Genomic DNA, 17,878 nt, shown 5'->3' with positions numbered 1-17,878 from the left:
GCGCGGCCTAGCGCGATCCGCCCGGCGCAGGCAGGTCTCTCAGGCCGTGGGAGGCCTGGCGATAGCTTCGCGGACAGGGACCGTCCCGGAAGGGGCAGTCCTGGCAGGGTGGATCCTGGGCGCGGGGGACGCGGTCCAGGGGCACGCCGTCCGGCCCGTCCGCTTCCAGGCGCGTCAGATCGAGGGCCAGCGTGGCGAGATTGCGCGCGCGATTGCGCGCCCACTCCAGGTCGAAGGGCTCGAGCTTGACCTGCCGGAAGCCCCCGTCCTCTCCCGCGCGCAGGAAGACCACCAGCGCCTGATCCACCGGACGCCCCGCGGCCTCGAGCGCCAGCGCGTAGAGCAGCACCTGGAAGCTGTGATGTCCCAGACGCCGCAACAGGCGCTCCCGTCCCTGCACGCGGTCGCTCTTCCAGTCGATCAGGACGCTCTGGTCCCGCCAGCGGAAGACGAGGTCCGTCTGCCCCGTGAGCAGCACGCCCTCCATGGCGTGGACGAAAGGCTCTTCGCGACGCAGCTCCTCCGCCTGGGCCAGACGCTCGAGCCACGGCTGCTTGCCCGCGAAGAACTCCGCGAGCAACGCGCGGGCCTCCTCGCGCAAGGTTGCCGGCAGCCCCGGCGGACAGGCGGCGGACCAGGCCTCGGCGAAGGGACGGCGGAAGTCCCAGCGCTCGAGCAGCGCGTGGAGCGCGCTGCCCAGCGCGACGCCCCCGACGCCCTCGCTCTCCAGACGTTCCCGCTGCTGCGGCACCCAGGGCTCGCTCTCCGGCCGGAACAGCCGGCCCAGCCGCAGCCTGCGCTCGAACAGCCAGCGCAGCGGACAGCTGCCGAGGAGCGTCAGACCCGTGACGGGCAGCTCGAGCGGCGACTCGCCGGCGGGCAGGGCCGCGGCGAGCGTCGACCAGTTCGCGCCCGGCGCGTCCCCGGACCCGGCGCCGGGTGCGACGCCAGGCGTGACGGCGCCGAGACGCGGCCCCGGCAGGGTGTCGCCCTCTCCCGCCAGCGCGAGACGGACCCGCCCCCGCAGGTCGTCGCTCCCGGCCAGCGCCTCGCGAATCAGCTCCAGGAAGTCTCGCTCGGGCTTCGCGGGCTGCGACAGGAACGCCTCGGGCCAGTTCGCGGCGAGCTCCGCATCGACGCCACCCGCCAGTATCAGATGGTCCTCGGCGCGCGTCATGGCCACGTAGAGCAGGCGCAGGTTCTCGGCGATCTCGCGACGCTTCCGCTCGCGCACGATCCAGCGGCGCGCGGCGTCCTCGCGGCCGTCGTCCTTCGGCCGGCCTGGGTCCTTGAGGCGCAGGCCCAGCAGCGCCGCGGGCCCGTCCGCCAGCGCTTCGTGCAGGCTGCAGAGATCGCCGTTCTTCTGGCCGGGACGCAGCTCGCGGTCCAGGTCGAAGAGCGCCACCAGGGGGAACTCCAGCCCCTTGGCGCCGTGGATGGTCATCACCCGCAGCAGGCTGCCGCCCTCCTCCGGCACCCAGGCCTCCTGCTGGCGGGTGGCGTGCACGCGGAAGCGGCTCATGCCGTCGACGAACTCGCGCAGCGTGAGCCGCCGCCCGCTCTCCATGTCGCCGAGGATCTCCGCCAGCTGGCGCAGGTTGCGCAGCGCGCGCAGGCCCTGCGGCGCGAGCGCCGCGCGCAGGTCGTAGTCGGTGGCCTCCACCAGCGCCGGCAGCAGCTCGGCCAGGGGCAGGCGATGGAGACGTCCCCCGAAGCGCGCGCGCAGGGAGAGGAAGCGCGCCGCCGAGGCGCGTCCGTGGTCGCTGAGCCCCAGCTCCCCCGCCGCCGCGCGCTCGAGGCGGGCCAGCAGCTCGCCGCGGTCGCGGTCGGGCAGCGGGCGGTCGGGATCGCGGCGCTCGGCCAGGGGCGGCAGCAGCGCGAGCAGATCGGCGCGGCGCATGCCGAGCAGGTCGCCGCGCAGGCCGCTGAGCAGCGCGAAGGGCTGGTAGGGATCGTCGAGCGCGGCCACCAGCCACTCGAGGTCGCGCAGCTCGCGGCGCATGAAGTACTCGCGGCCCGCGTCGGCGGCGTAAGGCACCTCGGCGGCGGCGAGCGCGCGCAGCAGCGGCCGCGCGCTGGCCCCGCTGCGCAGGAGAATGGCCATGTCGCCCCAGTCGATCGGCCGACGCCGATCGCCGCGCCCCACCTCGAGCCCGCCGTCGCGCGCCTCGCGCAGCGTCGCCACCAGCGCCTCGGCCGCGCCGAGACGGCTCTCGGCCTTCCGCTCGCCCGGCCCCCGAGGCGCGATCTGGACCAGCACGCGCGGCCCCTCCGCGGCCCGCTCCGGCTCGAGCGAGTCCAGCGGCGCGAAGTCGTCCCCGGTGAAGACGCCGTTCAGCGCCGCGAGCAGCGCCGGATGGCTGCGGTGGTTCAGTCGCAGGCTGTGCGCCTCGTTGCGCGCACCCATGCGCCGGCGCTCGCCGCGAAAGATCTCCACGTCCGCGTTGCGGAAGCCGTAGATGCTCTGCCGCGCGTCGCCCACCAGGAAGAGCGAGCAGCGGGAGGCGGGCGTGTCCTCCGGCACCAGCAGCCGCAGCAGCTCCATCTGGAGGCGGTTGGTGTCCTGGAGTTCGTCCACGAGGACGTGGCTGTAGAGCTCGCGCAGACGCCGCCGCACGCCCTCGTTCTCGCGCAGCAGGCGCAGGGTCTCGAGCTGCAGATCCTCGAAGTCGAGCCACGCGCGGGCACGCATGCGCGCGCGCAGGCGCTGGTCGAGGCGGGCCGCCACGCGGAAGGCGGCCGCGCGCAGCGCCTGGAACTCCGCGGCCTCCGGCGCGCCGGGGGCGGAGATGCGCCAGGCGTCGGCGAGGGCGGTGGCATCGTCGGCGGCGCGCTTGAATCCGTCGAAGGACGTGGCGAGGGGGCCGCCGGCGGCCTCGTCGAGGTCCTTGCCCTTGCAGCGCAGTCCACCGAGCGACGCCTTGAGCGCCGCGGGAAGCTCGGGCCAGGGGGCGTCGAGGGGGCGTGTGGCCAGCAGCGCGCGGGCGGCGGCCAGCTTCTCACGGCCCGCGGGCTGGGGATGGACGCCGCCGGGGAGCAGGGCGGTGAAGTCGTCGAGCCACCGGGCCAGCGCGGCCTGATCGGCCACCAGGGCGGTCGCCAGCAGCGCGTGGAGCGCGGCGTCCTGCGCGGCGGCGAGGGCGGCGGCGGCGGACTCGTCGAGCGCGAGGCCGAGACTGCGGCGCAGCCCGCGCAGCGCCTCGAGGCCGTCCTCGAGGTCCTTCAGCTCGAAGCGCGCCGTGAGCTGGGCGAGGTCGGCGTCGTTCTCGGCGAGGAGACCGTCCATGACCTCCTCGCGCAGGCGCGCCTGCTCCATCTCGGCGGGCACGCTGAAGCGCGGATCGAGGCCGGCCTCCACGGCGTGCTCGCGCAGCACGCGGCTGCAGAAGCCGTGGATCGTGGAGATGGGCGCGGTCTCCAGCTCGCGTCCCAGGGCGCGCAGCGCGTCGCGGGCGTCGCCCGTCGCCGCCGCTTCCTCCTCCTGCAGACGGCCGAGGATGCGCCCGCGCATCTCCAGCGCCGCCTTGTCCGTGAAGGTCACGGCGAGGATGCGCGCGGGCAGGCGCGGGTCCCAGCCGGCGTCGGCGAGGATGCGCAGATAGCGCTCCACGAGCACGCGCGTCTTGCCCGAGCCGGCGCCCGCAGCCAGCAGGCAGTGCTCGTCGTGGCGCTCGACCGGATGCCGCTGCTCGTCGGCCAGGCGGAGCTCACTCATGGTCGTCCTCCGCGGCGCCCGCGCCCTCGTCCTCTGGCCAGCGGCAGATGGGCCGGATCGCGCAGCGCTCGCAGGTGTCGATGCCCTCGCGCGGCGCGGGCTCGAGCCGGCCGCCGCGAATCTCGGCGACGACCGCGCGCAGCCGCTCGGCCACGCCGTCCAGCCAGGCCTGCCACGCGTCGAGATCGAGCCAGGCGGCGCCGTGGTTGCCACGCACGGCGAAGGGCTCGAGCGTGGCCGCCAGGTCGTCGCGGAAGTAGCCACGCAGGGGCTTCTCGCCCCGCAGGTTCGCGTAGGCCGCGCCGGCCACCGTCGCCTCGCGGCCCCTGGCGATGGCGTAGAGCGCGAGCTGGAAGAGCGTGGCCGACTCGCTGCCCGGAGCTTCGATCACCTTTTCACCGCGCTTGTAATCAAGGACGAACTCGCGGCCGTCCGCGTCCACGTCCACGCGGTCCACGATGCCGCTCAGGGTGACGCCCCCCGACGGCGCGTCGAGAGGCAGCGCGAAGCGGGACTCCAGGCTCCCGGGGCGCGGCGCGAAGCCGCTGGCGGCGAGGCGGTCGCCGTCGCGGCGCAGGAAGCCCTCGAGCAGGGCCAGGCGCCGCAGGTCCCCGGCGCGGAAGCGCGGCGAGCGGAGGCCGGGGAGGTCGTCGTCGGCGAGTTCCTCCAGGGCCGCCGCGTAGTGCTCGGCGAGAGTGCTGTCGTCGGTGGGATCGCGGTAGACGCGCTCGAGCACCGCGTGCAGCAGGCGGCCCTCCTCGCGCACGCCGGGCTCGAAGTCCTCCTCGGCTTCCAGGCCCAGGAGGTTCACGCCGAGGAAGCGGTAGGGGCACTCGGCGAAGGCCTCCAGCCGGCTCGCGCTGAGGCGCAGGCCGCCGGCGCTCGCCGCGCCGAGATGCGACGTCAGCGCGGGCTGGCTGGCGAGGCGCGGCTCCGGTCGCCTGTCCCGTGCCGCGACCAGCCGCGCGGACTCCCCCGCCGCCGCGAGCCAGGCCTCCGCCTGCGCCGCCAGCGCCGTGGCCTCGCGACGCGCCTCGGCCAGCAGGCGGTCCCTGAGCAGCGCCCGCAGGCTGACGGGATCGCGCAGCTTCTCGGCGGTGGCCAGCGCCGGCAGGCGGACGGGCGCGGGCCAGTCCGTCGAGAGTCGCTTCAGCTCGGCGAGGAACAGGCTGGGAGCCAGGGGGCGGCCGGTCGCGTCGCGCTCCGCGTGGCTCAGCCAGAGCGTGCGCGACGGTCGCGTCGCCGCCACGTAGAACAGGTAGCGCTCGCGGGCCTGGCGCTGCGCGCGGTCCGGCAGGGCGGGGCCGAGGGCGCGGCGTTCTGCGTCGCGCAGCAGCGGATCCTCGCGGGCCGGCGGCGGGAAGGCGCCCTCGTTGAGCCCGCAGACGAAGACCGTCTCCAGCTCGGGCAGCCGCAGCGCGAAGGGGTTGCCGAGCAGCACGCCGCCGGTCTCGCCGCCCAGCGTTTCGCGGGGTTCGTCCAGCTCGGCCTCGCGGCGCAGCAGCTCGCTCCAGGCGGCCGGGCCGCGCAGGCCGGGGAGCGCGGCGGCCAGCTCGGCGCCCAGCGCGCCGAGACGTTCCAGCGCCCGCGCGTCCGCGGCGAGATCTCCCAGTTCCGCCCCGCCCCCGGGGGCGAGCAGCGCCGCTTCGAGCCGGCGGCCGAGGGGACCGGCGAGCAGGGCCAGCAGCGGGTGCAGGGTCCGGTCGACGAAGGCGCGGCCGTCCTGCGGGACGTCCTCCACCTGCAGTCGCCAGTCGAGCCAGGCCCAGTCGTGATCCGGCTCGCGCTCCCGCGCGTCGCCGAGCAGCGCTTCCCAGGTCCCCGTCGCCGGCAGGCCGCGGCCGCGGCCGAGCGCGGCGAGTTCGGCGAGCAGGGCGTCGTCCGTGTCGACGAAGCCCCGCAGCCGCTGCGGCAGGTCGCGCACGCTCGCGCCCGCGGCCCAGTCGAGCAGCGTCAGCGCGAGGTCCACCCCCGCCGCGAGGACCAGCGGCCGGCGACGCTCCGCGCGGAAGGGCACGCCGGCCGCGTCCATCAGCTCCGCCAGCAGGTCGCCGTAGCGCTCCTGGCGATAGAGCACGGCGATGGAGGCCGGCGGCGTGCCCGCCGCCAGCAGGCGACGGACCTCGCGCAGCACACCCTCGGCCTCGTCCCGCGGCGTGCCGCCGATCAGCAGCCGCAGCGACTCGCCCCCGGGGGCGGCCGGCGCGTCGTCGCGAAAGAGGCCCGCGGCCGCGGCGCCGAGCAGGGGCGCGGCGCTGCGCCGGGAAGCGCCGAGGGGAGTGAGCGCGCAGCCGGCGTCGAGGAAGTGGCGGGCCAGCGCGTGCAGGCCCTCGAAGGGCGGCGCGGGGCCGCGCTCGAGGTCGGCGGGGTCGAGGCAGAGCGAGACGGCGGCGGCGGGCACGCCGGCGAGCAGTGCGTCCACCAGGGCCAGCTCGAGCGGGCCGAGATGGCTGAAGCCGTCGAGCACGAGGAGCTGGGCCCCGCCGGCCGCGCGCGCGGGGTCCGCGGCGGCGAGCGCCGCCGCGCGGAGCAGCACGGAGGGTGGATCGAGGAGCTTGGGGTCGTCGCGCCCGCTCAGGAAGTCCCGGTAGAGCGTCTGCAGACTGTCGAGCCGGCCCGCGTCGGCGGCGCTGGGCGCCGCGGCGATCAGGGGGGGGAAGGCCGTCGGCGGGATGTTCGCCCCCTCCAGCTCGGCGAGCAGCGCGTCCAGCGCGGCCACGAAGCCGGGGGTGCGCGCGCTGGCCTCCAGCGGCCCCAGGCGTCCGCGCCGCGTCTCGACGAGCGCGCGAAGCTGCTGATGGCGGCGCACCGGGGAGCGCTCGGCCCAGCCGGGGAGCCAGTCGTCGAGGAGGCGGCGCGCGAGCAGCCGCGGCGTGAGGATGCCGGGCAGCAGCGCGGCCACGCCGGCGGGCGGGGCGCCCGCGCCCGCGGCGCCGAGGAGCCGGCGGCGGACCAGGGCGGCCTCGTCGCGGTTGGGCACGAGATAGAGCACGCGCTCGCCGGCGTCCAGCGCGCGGCGGCAGCGTTCGAGGCAGTGACGGGTCTTGCCCGCGCCCGCGATGCCGACGACCAGTTCCCTCACCCTGCGCTCCGGGAGCCGAGGTTGACAGTCTCCGGGGCCCCGCCTAGGATGAAAGGTCAGCAATCCGCCGGCCGACCGTCCCCGAGAGGCGCCCCCGCCCATGAAGGTATACCACATCGGCACGCGCGGCATACCCACCAGCCAGGGCGGGATCGAGCGGCACATCGAGGAGATCGCCCCCCGCCTGGCGAGCCGCGCGGCGATCACCGTCTACGGGCGCAGCTACTATCTGCCCAGGATCCGCGAGTACAAGGGCGTCCGCGTGCGGCGCCTGCACACGCTGCAGACCAAGCACCTGGACACGATCTTCTACGCGCTGCTGGCGAGCCTCGACGTGCTCTTTCGCCCCCGCGGCATCGTGCACTTCCACGCGCTGGGGCCGAGCGTCTTCGCCTGGCTGCCGCGGCTCTTCGGCCACAAGACGGTGGTGACCGTGCACGGTCTCGACTGGCAGCGCGCGAAGTGGGGACGTCTCGCCCGCCGCTACCTGCAGGCCTGCGAGGGCTTCAGCGTGCGCTTCCCCAACGCGACCATCGTGGTGAGCGAGGTGCTGAAGGTCTACTACCGCGAGAAGTTCGGCCGCGAGGTGCACGCGATTCCCAACGGCATCGTGCCCCCCACACGGCGCGAGCCGGCCGCGATCCGCGAGAAGTGGGGACTGGCGGGGGACGACTACGTCTTCTTCATCGCCCGGCTCACGCCCGAGAAGGGCGCGCACCACCTGATCCGCGCCTGGCGCGAGCTCGACACCGACAAGCGGCTGGTGATCGCGGGCGACGCTCTCCACGAGGACCGCTACGTCGCCGAGCTGCACCGCCTCGCCAAGGGCGACCCCCGTGTGCTGTTCACGGGTTTCGTCGGCGGCGAGCTGCTCGAGGAGCTCTTCAGCAACGCCACGCTCTACTGCCAGCCCAGCGAGATCGAGGGGCTGTCCATCGCGCTGCTGGAGGCGATGAGCTTCGGGCGCTGCGTGCTGGCCTCGGACATCCCCGAGAACCTGGAGCTGGTGGCCGACGTTGGCTTCCGCTTCCGCAGCCAGGACGTGGACGACCTCCGCGCCCAGCTCGCCGCCCTGCTCGCGGACCCCGAGCGCACGCGCGCCGCCGGCGAGGCCGGCCGCGAGCACGCGGTGCGCCACTACAACTGGGACCAGGTGGCCGAGCGCACCTGGGACGTCTATCGCAGTCTCGTGGGTCCCGGCGGCTAGAGTCTAGTGGCCGTGCCCGGCGCAGGCGTCGTCGGCGGCGAGACGCTGTGCCGCGCCGCTCCGAAACGCCTGCAGCATGCCCGCCACGTCGTCGCCCTCGGCCGTGAACACCTCGATGCCCGCCGCGCTCAGCATCTCCAGCGCGCGCCGGCCCATGCCGTGACAGAGCACCGCGTCCACCGCGGCGCCCGCGATCGCGCCCGCGGGATCGCAGTGCCCGTGCCGATGCTCGGCGCGCCGGTTGTCGAGGGTGCTGAACGCGCCGCTCTCCGTGTCCACGAGGACGAAGCAGGGCGCGCTGCCGAAATGCCCGTGGGCGCGGGCGTCGAGGCCGCGAGCGTCCGCGGCAGGGATGCAGAGGCGCATCGGATCCTCCTTGCTACAGCCGCTGGAAGCGCGCCGCCGGCGCCTGGCAGATCGGGCAGCGGTCGGGGGCGGCGTCCATCTCGATGTGTCCGCAGACCGGGCACAGGTAAAAGCGCGTCTCGGCCAGGTCGTCGCCGTTCTTCACGGCGCGCAGCGCCAGCGCGTAGAGCTTGGCGTGGACGGCCTCGGCCTTGACCGCGTAGCCGAACATGCGCTTGGCGCGGTGGCCTTCCATCTCGGCCTGCTCCAGCATGGGCGGGTACATCTCACGATACTCGTGAGTCTCGCCGCCGATGGCCTCCTCGAGGTTCTCGGCCGTGTTGCCGAGCCCGTCGAGGGCCTGCAGGTGGCCGGTCGCGTGCAGGCGCTCGGCCTCGGCCGTCACGCGGAAGAGCCGCGCCACGTTGGCGTAGCCCTCCTTCTCGGCCTGGGCCGCAAAGGCCATGTACTTCTGGTAGGCCTGGCTCTCGCCGGCGAAGGCTTCCTTGAGATTCTCGGTGGTGCTGGGCATCGCGCCTCCTTGGCCCGGGGAAGTCGCCCCCGGGGGCGTGTTTTCGGAGTGCAATGTCGGTATTCGGAGGGGCTTCGGCAAGGGCGGGCGACGCCTCTAGGTCTGATCGATCGGCGAGATGAGGAAGCGCCCCGAGTCGATGCCGAGCCAGCGGCGGGCGGCCTCGATCGGGAGCCCCTCGCGCAGCGGCCTGAGCATGAAGGTATTCCAGTCGCGCCGCGGCGGCGGGAACCCCGCCCCGATCAGCGCCTCCGCGACGGCGGGTTCGTCCACCCGCAGCTCGATTCGCTCCGCCGCGCCGGCCGCCGACAGCGCCGCGATGGCCGCCGGAGCATCGGCGCGCTCCTCCAGCAGGAGCATGCGCACGCGCAGCAGGCCGCCGCCCCCGCTGGTCGTGGCGTAGCCGACCGGCTCGGCGCCCCGGTGGAGGAGCCAGAGCGCGCCGACGTCGATCTCGCCGGCGGCCGCGGAGAGCGCGAAGAAACCCGGGTGCCGTCTCGCGAAGCCCAGCCGCCCGCGAGCCGCGCGATCGAAGACGGCGTCGCAGTCGCCGAGCGAGGCCTCCGTGGCGCGCAGAGCGCGCAGGAAGCCGTTCGGGGGGAGCTGCTCCCGCCGGACCAGGGTCGAGAGGGAGTCGACGGCGTCCTCGTAGCCGGCCCGCAGGTAGAGCCGATGCGCTACCCGGTAGCGTGTCGTGCCGAGCGTGGAGACGGTCAGCCCCGCATCGCGCATGCGCGCGTGGGCGGCATCCATGAGGCGCGCGGCGATCCCGCGGCGCTGGAAGGCCGGATGCGTGCAGACGGCGCAGATGCCGCCGACCTCGCCGGGGCCGTCGGTCGCGACCACGGGCAGACGGTAGAGCAGGACCTGCCCCACCACGATGCCGTCTGCCTCCAGGTAGACCCCGAGGCCCTCCATCACCCGCGGGTCGTCCCGCCGCAGTCGAGCCGCGAGCTCCGGCGTAAGTGGATAGCCGAGACAGAGTAGGTTGAGATGGAGGACGCCGAGCGGATCCACCTGATCGTAGGTCAGAAGCTTCATGGCGACTCCCCCCGCTGGATCGAGCGCAGGGCGGCGACGCGCGGGACGTCCTTCTCCCGTCGCGGCACGGTCATCTTCGCGAGCAGATCGGCGATGCTCGCCACGGGCACGTCGACGCCCTCCACCGACAGCGTCACGGCGCGCGCCGCGAGTTCCGCATAGCCGCCGGCCAGCGTCGGCACCAGGTCGAGATCGCCCAGCCGTGTGCGCAGCTTGTGGTCGAAGCTGGCGACGTCCTCCGGATCCGGCGCCCACGCGTCGATCTCCGCCTGGCTGGTGGGGCGCGCCTCCCACTTCTTCTCGCCGTTCGGCAGTTCGACCCAGTCGCCGAAGGGTCCCGCCGGCCGGCCGCCAACCGCCTCGATGGCCGTGGCCACCCGCCGCAAGTTTTCGCGCGAGGGGTCGGGGACGACGTCGAGGTCGCCGGGTTCCAGAGCGACCCCGTGCGCGCGTACCGCCGCAGAGCCCGCCAGCACGAAGCGCACGTCGTGCGCCCGCAGCAGACGCAGCAGCTCGCTCACGCGGGGCGCCGCGGCGGGGTGCAGGGGTCCGTCGCCTGCGGCCACCACCTACTCCTCGCCGATCGGATCGATGGCGGCCGTCTCCACCATCAGGATGACCACCTTCTCCGGCGCGCGCGTGCGGTGCAGCACGCCCCGCGGCACGACGTAGCCCTGCAGCGGGCCGAGCGCCACGGTGTCGGCGTCCTCCACGTCGATCAGGAGCGTGCCCCGCAGGGTGAAGAAGAACTCGTCCTCGTCCGGGTGGCGGTGCCAGTGGTACTCGCCCTGCAGGATGCCCAGGCGCACCACGCTGTCGTTCACGCGGCAGAGCGTCTGGTTGTACCAGGGGTCGGTGCAGCTCGCCACGAGGGCCGCCACGTCGATGCGCGAAAGCGCGCCGTGGAGGACGTCCATGTGCTGCACGTAGGGCTGCTTCTGTTCGGCCATGACTACCCCCTGGGCTTGCGGCCGTCGAACTGCGGCAGGCGCTCGGCGCGTGAGGAGGCCTCGACGAGCGCGTCGAATCGCCGTTGCCGCGTCTCCTCGCGCTTGGCGCTCGCCACCCACCAGGTCGCCATCTTGCGATAGGACGCGGGCTGTTCGTCGAAGAAGCGCCACGCGACCCGCCGCCTCTTGAACGCGGCGAGGAAGGCCGCCGGCATCTCGACGGCCCCCTGCTCGTAGGAATAGATGACGGACTTCGCCTCCCGCCGCGCGGCGTAGGCCGCGTGTCCGGCAGGCTTCACGCGCCCCTCGGCGCTCAGCGCCTCCATCCGCGCGATGTTGGTGCGGCTCCACGTGCTCCCCGGCTTGCGCGGCGTGAAGCGGATCGAGTAGCTCGCCTCGTCGATGCGGCGGCGCACGCCGTCGATCCACCCGTAGCAGAGCGCCTCGTCGACGGACTCGGGCCAGGTGATGCTGGGCTTGCCCGCGTCGCGTTTCCAGAAGCCGACGAGCAGCGCGTCCGCTTTCGCATGGTTCGCGGCCAGCCAGCGGCGCCAGGCCGCCGGCGTCGCGAAGAAGGTGGGCTTGGCGCCGGTCGCGGTCACGCGCTACCCCGCGTAACCCGTGTCGTAGGGCTTGCCCAGCTTGCGCACCCGATCGAGATTCGTGCGCGCGACCTGGGCCAGGTGCAGCAGATCGTGGGCACACCAGGCGGCGAACATGTCGCCGGCGCGCATGGACCCGAACCGGGGATGGGTGTGCACGGTCTCGAGCGCCGCCGGGTCGAGGCCGCGCAGCCACAGGAGATTGCCGGCCCGCGCCAGTCGAAAGCGCCGTACCAGCTCGCCGGGGTCGCCCTCGTTGTGCTGCCGTTCGCGCACCCAGCCCTCCGGGTCGATGGGCGGCCAGTCCGCCTCCGGGGACTCCACGATGAGCCGCAGCCTCACGCTGAAGTCGGCGGCCTCCTCGTCGCAGAGGTGCCCGAGGATCTCCAGCAGGCTCCAGCGCTCGGGCGCCGGCTTCCAGCGCATGGCCTCGTCGGTGACGCCCTCGAAGGCGCCCGCGAGCAGCGCCCCGCTGCGCTCCAGTCCGTCCACCAGTTCGTGAAAGTCCATCGGCGGTCTCCCTTCCGCTGTAGCCCCGCGCTCGACGGGATCAGGATGCCCCAGTTCCCGCCAGGAAATCCAGCACCGCCGCGCGGAAGTCGTCGGGGTTGTCGCCGTGCAGCATGTGCGTCGCGCCCGCGAGCCGGACGCGCCTGGCGGAGGGCAGCAGCTCGGCCAGGCGGTCCATCACCTGACCGAAGAGGGGAATGCTCCGCTCCCCCTCCAGCAGCAGCACGGGCAGCCTGAGCTGCCGCAGCTGCTCGCAGTCCAGGGCGGCGAAGCCCGAGCCAGTGAGCTCCGCCTTCACGTTGCTCAGATTGTCCTGGATCTGGCCGCGGCGCCCGGGATTCATGCGATCGTAGCCGACGGGGCCGAAGACAGCCCGCCCGAACAGCCGCACGGCGTGCTGATCGTCCCCGCGCCGGAAGGCCTTCACGGCCGGCGCGACGCCGCCCAGCCCGAACTTCAGCAGGGCCGTCGCGGCGCGTGGCCGCGTCACGAGCAGGCGCAGCAGTTCGGGCGGACGCGGGGGACTGCTCGCGAAGAGCGTGATGGCCGGCGGCTCGGCCAGCACCAGCGACCGGACCAAGGCCGGCTCGCGCAAGGCCAGCAGCAGGCAGACGAAGGCGCCGTAGGAGTGGCCCACGAGGTGGGCCGGCGCGGCGTCCAGTCCCAGGATGACCTCGCGCAGATCGTCCACGTGCCGGAGCATCGCGTAGTCCTCGCCGGGACCGATCGGCGCGTTCGGCCAGTGCCAGCGGCGGCTGTAGGCGATGGCGCGATACCGGGCGCCGAAGGCGTCGAGCTGGCCTTGCCAGCTGCGGCGATCGCTGGCGGAGCCGTGGACGAAGAGCAGCGGCGTGCCCTGGCCGCGCTCGACGACGTCGAGCTGCGCTCCGCTCACGCTCACGCTGGCCATGGCGCTCCTCGCTGCCGTGGGGCCCACGTCCACCCGTCGCCCACTCCCTAGCTCCCGTTCTTGTCGTCGCTCTTGACGGAGGGCGCCGCGCCGTCGTCCTTCGCGCTCCGCAGCCCCTCCATGAAGCCGTCGAGACGATCCTGCACGGCGCGGTGCACCGTGCCCTCGGGGAAGACGCCCTCGGCATCGGCCTCGCCGGCCGGCACGCCCGTCAGGATCTCGATGCCCTGGTCGATGGACTCCACGCTCCACACGTGGAAGCGCCCGGCCTCCACCGCGTCCCGCACTTCCGGACTCAGCATGAGATGGCGACGGTTGCTGGCGGGGAGCATCACCCCCTGCTCGCCGGTCAGGCCCTTGAGCTTGCAGACGGCGAAGTAGCCCTCGATCTTCTCGTTCGCGCCGCCGATGGCCTGCACCTCGCCGTGCTGGTTCACGCTGCCCGTCACCGCGACTCCCTGGCGGATGGGCAGCCCGGACAGGCTGCTGAGCAGCGCGTAGAGCTCGGTGCTGGAGGCGCTGTCGCCGTCGACGCCGTCGTAGCTCTGCTCGAAGGCGATGCTGGCCGACAGGGCCAGCGGCCGCCCCTGGGCGTATTTCGCGCCGAGGTAACCCGACAGGATCAGCACGCCCTTCTGGTAGATCTGCCCCGCGAGCTTGGCCTCGCGCTCGATGTCCACCACGCCGGCGCGGCCCATCCAGGTCTTCACGGTGATGCGACTCGGCTTGCCGAAGCGGATGTCCCCCAGGTCGAGCACCGCGAGCCCGTTCACCTGGCCGACGCGCTCGCCCTCCAGGTCCACGAGCACGGTGCCCTCGGCGAAGAGCTGCTGGATGCGCTCCTCGATCAGGTTGGAGCGGAAGCGCTTCTCGTCCAGCGCGCGCTCCACGTGCTGCCGCGAGACGAGCTTGGCGCCCTCCTGGTGCGCGAAGTAGCTCGACTCGCGCACCAGGTCGGCGGCGTCGGCGAAGCGGGTGGACGCGTAGTCGCGGTCGTCCACCTGGCGGGCGGCGTCCTCGATCACCGCGGCCACACCGCTGCGGTCGAAGTGCAGCAGTCCCTCCGCGCGCACCCGCGTGCTGATGAAGGCGGGGTAGTCCTGACGCGCCATGTCCATGGGCATGCGGCTGTCGAAGTCCACCTTCACCTTGAAGATCTTGCGGAAGTCCTCGTCCACGTTCTGCAGCAGGCGGTAGATGCGCGCGGAGCCGATCATGAGGATCTTGAGCGTGGTGGGAATGGGCTCGGGCTTCATGCCCGCCAGCGGCACCAGGCTGTACTGCTCGCCCAGGTCCTCGATGCGCACCTGCTCGTACTTCACCACCTTCTTCAGGCTCTCCCAGACGCCGGGGCTGGTGAGCACGTCCAGCGCGTTCACCACGAGGTAGCCGCCGCGCGCCTTCAAGATGCTGCCCGCCTTGATCATCTGGAAGTTGGTGACCATGGCGCCCATGTAGCTCTTGCGCTCGATGCGGCCGAAGAGGTTGTAGTAGCTGGGGCTGGTCTCGATCACCACCGGCGCGCCTTCGGTGGCGCTGTTGTCCACCACCACGTTGATGCGGTATTTCGCGAACTTGTCGCCCTCGGGCTCGGGCTTGACGCCCATGAGCGGCAGCTGCGGGCGCTCCTCGTCCTCGCCGAAGTCGCTGAGCTGCTCCACGGCGTGCTGCTGGAAGGCGTCGAGGTAGGTCAGCACCGCCGGGTGCTCGCCGTACTTGTCCTTGTAGATGTCCACGATGCTGCCCACGACGAACACGCCCACGCGGTTCTTGATCTCCTCGATCCGCTCGCGGGTCTCCTTGTTCAGCTCCTTGGCGGCCTTGAGGAAGCGCTGGACCTCGCCCTGCACCTCCTCGCGGGCCTGGTCGAGCGCCTCGCGTTCCGCCGCGCCGAGTTTCGCCACCGCCTCGGCGTCGAGCGCCTCGCCGTCCTTCACCGGCTGGAGCGTGATGCCCACCTTGGTGAACTCGATCGTGTAGCCGCGTTCGCTGGCGTAGCTCTCCAGCCCGCTCAGCAGCTCCTGCTGCCGCGCCTGGCTGGCCTGCGCCACCGCGGACACCTCGCCCTCGTACTCCTTGCTCTCGAAGGCGCGCGGCACCTCTTCGCGCAGCGTGTCCACGAGCTGGTTCACGTGGCGGCGCAGGTCCGCCCCCTTGCCCGGCGGCAGGATGAGCGCCTTGGGGACGTCCGGGTCCTCGAAGTTGTGCACGAAGCAGATGTCCTCGGGGCGCGGCGCGAACTTCACCAGCTCCTCGAGGTGGGTCTTGATCAGGGTCATCCGGCCCACGCCGCTCAGACCGCTCACGTAGATGTTGTAGCCCTGGTTCTGGATCTTGAGGCCGAACTCCAGGCTCTGTATGGCCCGCGGCTGGCCCACGATCTCCTTGAGGGCGGGGACGCTCTTGGTGCTGTCGAAGTCGAAGGCGGATTCGTCGCAGGTCCAGCGCAGCTGCTCGGCGCTGAGACGGCGGCTATCGGCGAGGCGGCTCATGCTTCCTCCAGGGTCGGGGCACCCGGGGAGTATAGCCGGCCCGCTGCGCGTCTCAAGCGCGATCGCAGTCCGGGAGATTTTGATACGACAAGCCCTTGCGCGGAATCAGAGGGGATGGCTACAATTAATGTGGTCGGGAGCGCCGCCTCCCTTTCTCAGCGGCCGGGCACTGAACTCTAATCGTGGACCCCAATCCCAGGAGTTCGCCATGAATTGCCGCCACCGCCTCGCCACCCTGACACTCGCCCTCCTGCTCGCCGCAGCCAGCGCGACCGCCACGCCGCTGGACTGCGTCGACTACGACGACTACGTCAACCTCGTCGGCGACATGACCCTCCCTTACTGGGGCGAGAGCGTCACCGTCGACGGCGACATCGCCTACGTCGGCACGACGGACCAGATGCTCGTCATGGACGTCAGCGATCCGGTCCACCCCGTCGTCCTGACCAGCTTCGGCGCCCAGGGCAGCCGCTGGGTCACCCTGGACGGCGACCTCGCCTACGTCACCTACGCGGCGGGGTCTTCCGACATCTACATGCCCCCGTCCGGGCTGCAGGTCTTCAATGTCGCCAACCCGGCAGTGCCCGTGCTCCTGGGCGAGGTTCCGATCGACATCGTGGACTTGTCGACGCTCTTGCACACGGCGCTCGTGGGCGGCCACTACCTCTTCGCGTGCTACTATCACTCGCTGAACGTCTACGACGTGGCCGACCCCAGCGCCCCGGCGCTCGTCGCGGAACTCACCGCCTTCCCCGACGCCTTCGACATCCTCGTGCAGGGCGACGTGGCCTACCTCGGCGGCGCCGGCGGCGTGCGCATACTGGACGTGACCGATCCGCTCGCCCCCGTGCTCCTGGCCACCGTGGCCATGTCGAGTTACCCCCGCGCCCTCGACCTGGTGGGCAACGTGCTCTACGCAACGGGCTACTACTGGGCGAACACGGGCTTCCTCGCAAGCGTCGACGTCTCCGTGCCGGGGGCGCCGAGCGTCCTGTCGACCTTGCCACTCAGCGGCCAGCCCTACGACATCGTCGTGCAGGCGGACCGCGCGCTGATCGCCAACGGCGGCGTCGCGGTGATCGACGTCTCCGATCCGGCGGCGATGGTCGACCTGGGCACGGTCGGCCTTTCGCAGCGGTCGCGCGGCATCGGGCTCCACGGAGAGCACGCCCTCGTGAGCGCCTACAACAGCGCTTACAACGCCACGAGCTCCACGCTTTCGACGATCTTCGCCGCCCCCACGTTCGTGCCCATGGAGAGCCACGATTTCGACACGGCCGCCGACAAGATCGTGATCGAGGGACGCACGGCTTACCTCGCGGCCGGCCCGGACGATCTGGTCATCGCCGATCTCAGCGACAGCGCGACCCCGGTGACGCTCTCCCGGACGGCGCTTCCCGGCGAGGCGCGCGATCTGGTGCTGCAGGGCGATCTGGCCTACATCGCCGCCTTTGATGGAGGACTCCAGATCGCCAACGTGGCGGATCCGGCCAGCCCCTGGCTGGTGGGCGGCCTCGTCCTTCCCGACGAAGCCATCGCCATCGCACTCGGCGATGGAGTCGCCTTCCTCTCGCTCCAGAACGGCCCCGTCGTCTCGGTGGACACGAGCGATCCGACCCTGCCCGTGCTGCTCGACGCCACCGCGGTGAACCTGTGGGCGCAGGACCTCGCGCTGGCGGGCGGCATCCTCTACTGCGCCGAGGGCGTGAGCCTCTGGATCGTCGATGTGAGCGACCCGAACGCGCTGCAGCCGCTCAACTACGATCCGCTCGCCGATGGCTGGCCGGGCGCTCACCGCGTGGAGGTGGTGGGCGACCTGCTGGTCCGGCTCAAATCCTGGAACTGGGACGATCTCTTCGGCGGCAGCCTGAGCGTGCTGGACATCAGCGATCCCACCACTCCGCAGTCCCTCGGCAGCGTGAGCATCGGCTATTCCGGTCACTACGACCTGGCGGTGCGGGACGGCAGCGTGTACGTCGCCTCGGGCGGCCTCACCGCCTATGACATCTCCGACCCGGCCAACCCCAGGGTCACCGGCGCCTTCGGCGGCTACCTGGCGGACGCGGTGGCGGCGGGCCCGGACCTGCTGGTCACGAGCGACCGGCACGCTTCCGCGCCCCATGCGCTGGGCATCGGACCGCTGAACTGCGGCGCGATCACCGCGGTGGAGCCGGTGGACGCCACGCCCGCGCCCGCGCTGCTCACCGCCTACCCCAACCCCTTCAACCCCAAGACGCGCGTGCGCTTCGTCCAGCCGGCCGACGGCCCCGCCCGCGTCACCGTGCACGGTGTCGACGGCCGCCTTCTGCGCACCCTGTTCGACGCCACCCTGCCCGCCGGCGAGCATCACGCCGAGTGGGACGGCCGCGACGACGCCGGCCACGCGATGAGCAGCGGGGTCTACTTCCTGCGCTTCGAGGGTGCGGGCGCCAGCGCCGGCGCGAAGCTGGTGATGCTCCGCTGAGTCGGGACGACCCACCGCTGGATACGAC

The 17,878-nt window shown here is 72.8% G+C and carries 13 protein-coding genes; 2 read left to right on the top strand and 11 right to left on the bottom strand.

What is annotated here, in order from left to right:
- Positions 1-7 precede the first annotated feature (7 nt).
- Entirely contained in the window at positions 8-3,715 is a 3,708-nt protein-coding gene (locus H6693_05825; protein MCB9515692.1) for a UvrD-helicase domain-containing protein, read from the bottom strand.
- The gene (locus H6693_05820; GenBank protein MCB9515691.1) at positions 3,708-6,797 is read right to left on the bottom strand and encodes a PD-(D/E)XK nuclease family protein; all 3,090 of its coding nucleotides are present in this window, start codon (positions 6,795-6,797) and stop codon (positions 3,708-3,710) included. The genes H6693_05825 and H6693_05820 overlap by 8 nt, the downstream gene beginning before the upstream one ends.
- Positions 6,798-6,897: 100 nt before the next feature.
- On the opposite strand from H6693_05820, the gene H6693_05815 reads away from it, so the two are divergent.
- Positions 6,898-8,004, top strand: a complete 1,107-nt coding sequence (locus H6693_05815) for a glycosyltransferase family 4 protein (GenBank protein MCB9515690.1) — start codon at positions 6,898-6,900, stop codon at positions 8,002-8,004.
- 3 nt (positions 8,005-8,007) lie between these two features.
- Here H6693_05815 and H6693_05810 read toward each other — a convergent pair whose 3' ends face one another.
- The 9 genes from H6693_05810 to H6693_05770 form a co-directional block, all read right to left on the bottom strand.
- Complete coding sequence (locus tag H6693_05810) at positions 8,008-8,370, bottom strand: NifB/NifX family molybdenum-iron cluster-binding protein (GenBank protein ID MCB9515689.1); 363 nt, start codon at positions 8,368-8,370, stop codon at positions 8,008-8,010.
- Positions 8,371-8,383: 13 nt separating this feature from the next.
- Positions 8,384-8,881: a rubrerythrin family protein gene (locus H6693_05805; protein MCB9515688.1), complete on the bottom strand. Its 498-nt coding sequence runs from the start codon at positions 8,879-8,881 to the stop codon at positions 8,384-8,386.
- A 96-nt stretch (positions 8,882-8,977) separates the two neighbouring features.
- Positions 8,978-9,922, bottom strand: coding sequence for a GNAT family N-acetyltransferase (locus H6693_05800; protein ID MCB9515687.1), 945 nt, complete (start codon positions 9,920-9,922; stop codon positions 8,978-8,980).
- Positions 9,919-10,488, bottom strand: a complete 570-nt coding sequence (locus H6693_05795; protein ID MCB9515686.1) for a hypothetical protein — start codon at positions 10,486-10,488, stop codon at positions 9,919-9,921. Before H6693_05795 ends, H6693_05800 begins: the two co-directional genes overlap by 4 nt.
- A gap of 3 nt (positions 10,489-10,491) precedes the next feature.
- Positions 10,492-10,872, bottom strand: coding sequence for a cupin domain-containing protein (locus H6693_05790; GenBank protein ID MCB9515685.1), 381 nt, complete (start codon positions 10,870-10,872; stop codon positions 10,492-10,494).
- A gap of 2 nt (positions 10,873-10,874) precedes the next feature.
- A complete protein-coding gene (locus H6693_05785; protein ID MCB9515684.1) occupies positions 10,875-11,474 on the bottom strand; it encodes a YdeI/OmpD-associated family protein in 600 nt (199 codons plus the stop codon).
- Positions 11,475-11,477: 3 nt separating this feature from the next.
- The gene (locus H6693_05780) at positions 11,478-11,984 is read right to left on the bottom strand and encodes a DinB family protein (protein MCB9515683.1); all 507 of its coding nucleotides are present in this window, start codon (positions 11,982-11,984) and stop codon (positions 11,478-11,480) included.
- A 40-nt stretch (positions 11,985-12,024) separates the two neighbouring features.
- Positions 12,025-12,894 carry an alpha/beta hydrolase gene (locus tag H6693_05775; protein MCB9515682.1) on the bottom strand — a complete coding sequence of 290 codons (870 nt, stop codon included), beginning with the start codon at positions 12,892-12,894 and terminating at the stop codon, positions 12,025-12,027.
- Positions 12,895-12,941: 47 nt separating this feature from the next.
- A complete protein-coding gene (locus tag H6693_05770) occupies positions 12,942-15,386 on the bottom strand; it encodes an AAA family ATPase (GenBank protein MCB9515681.1) in 2,445 nt (814 codons plus the stop codon).
- A gap of 208 nt (positions 15,387-15,594) precedes the next feature.
- Here H6693_05770 and H6693_05765 point away from each other — a divergent pair, with 208 nt between their 5' ends.
- Positions 15,595-17,850: a hypothetical protein gene (locus tag H6693_05765; protein ID MCB9515680.1), complete on the top strand. Its 2,256-nt coding sequence runs from the start codon at positions 15,595-15,597 to the stop codon at positions 17,848-17,850.
- Positions 17,851-17,878 lie beyond the last annotated feature (28 nt).

The organism is Candidatus Latescibacterota bacterium (genome assembly GCA_020633725.1).
GTDB lineage: Bacteria > Krumholzibacteriota > Krumholzibacteriia > JACNKJ01 > JACNKJ01 > VGXI01.
The sequence above is the reverse complement of the archived record's forward strand: the minus strand, read 5'-3'. Positions and strand labels throughout refer to the sequence as shown.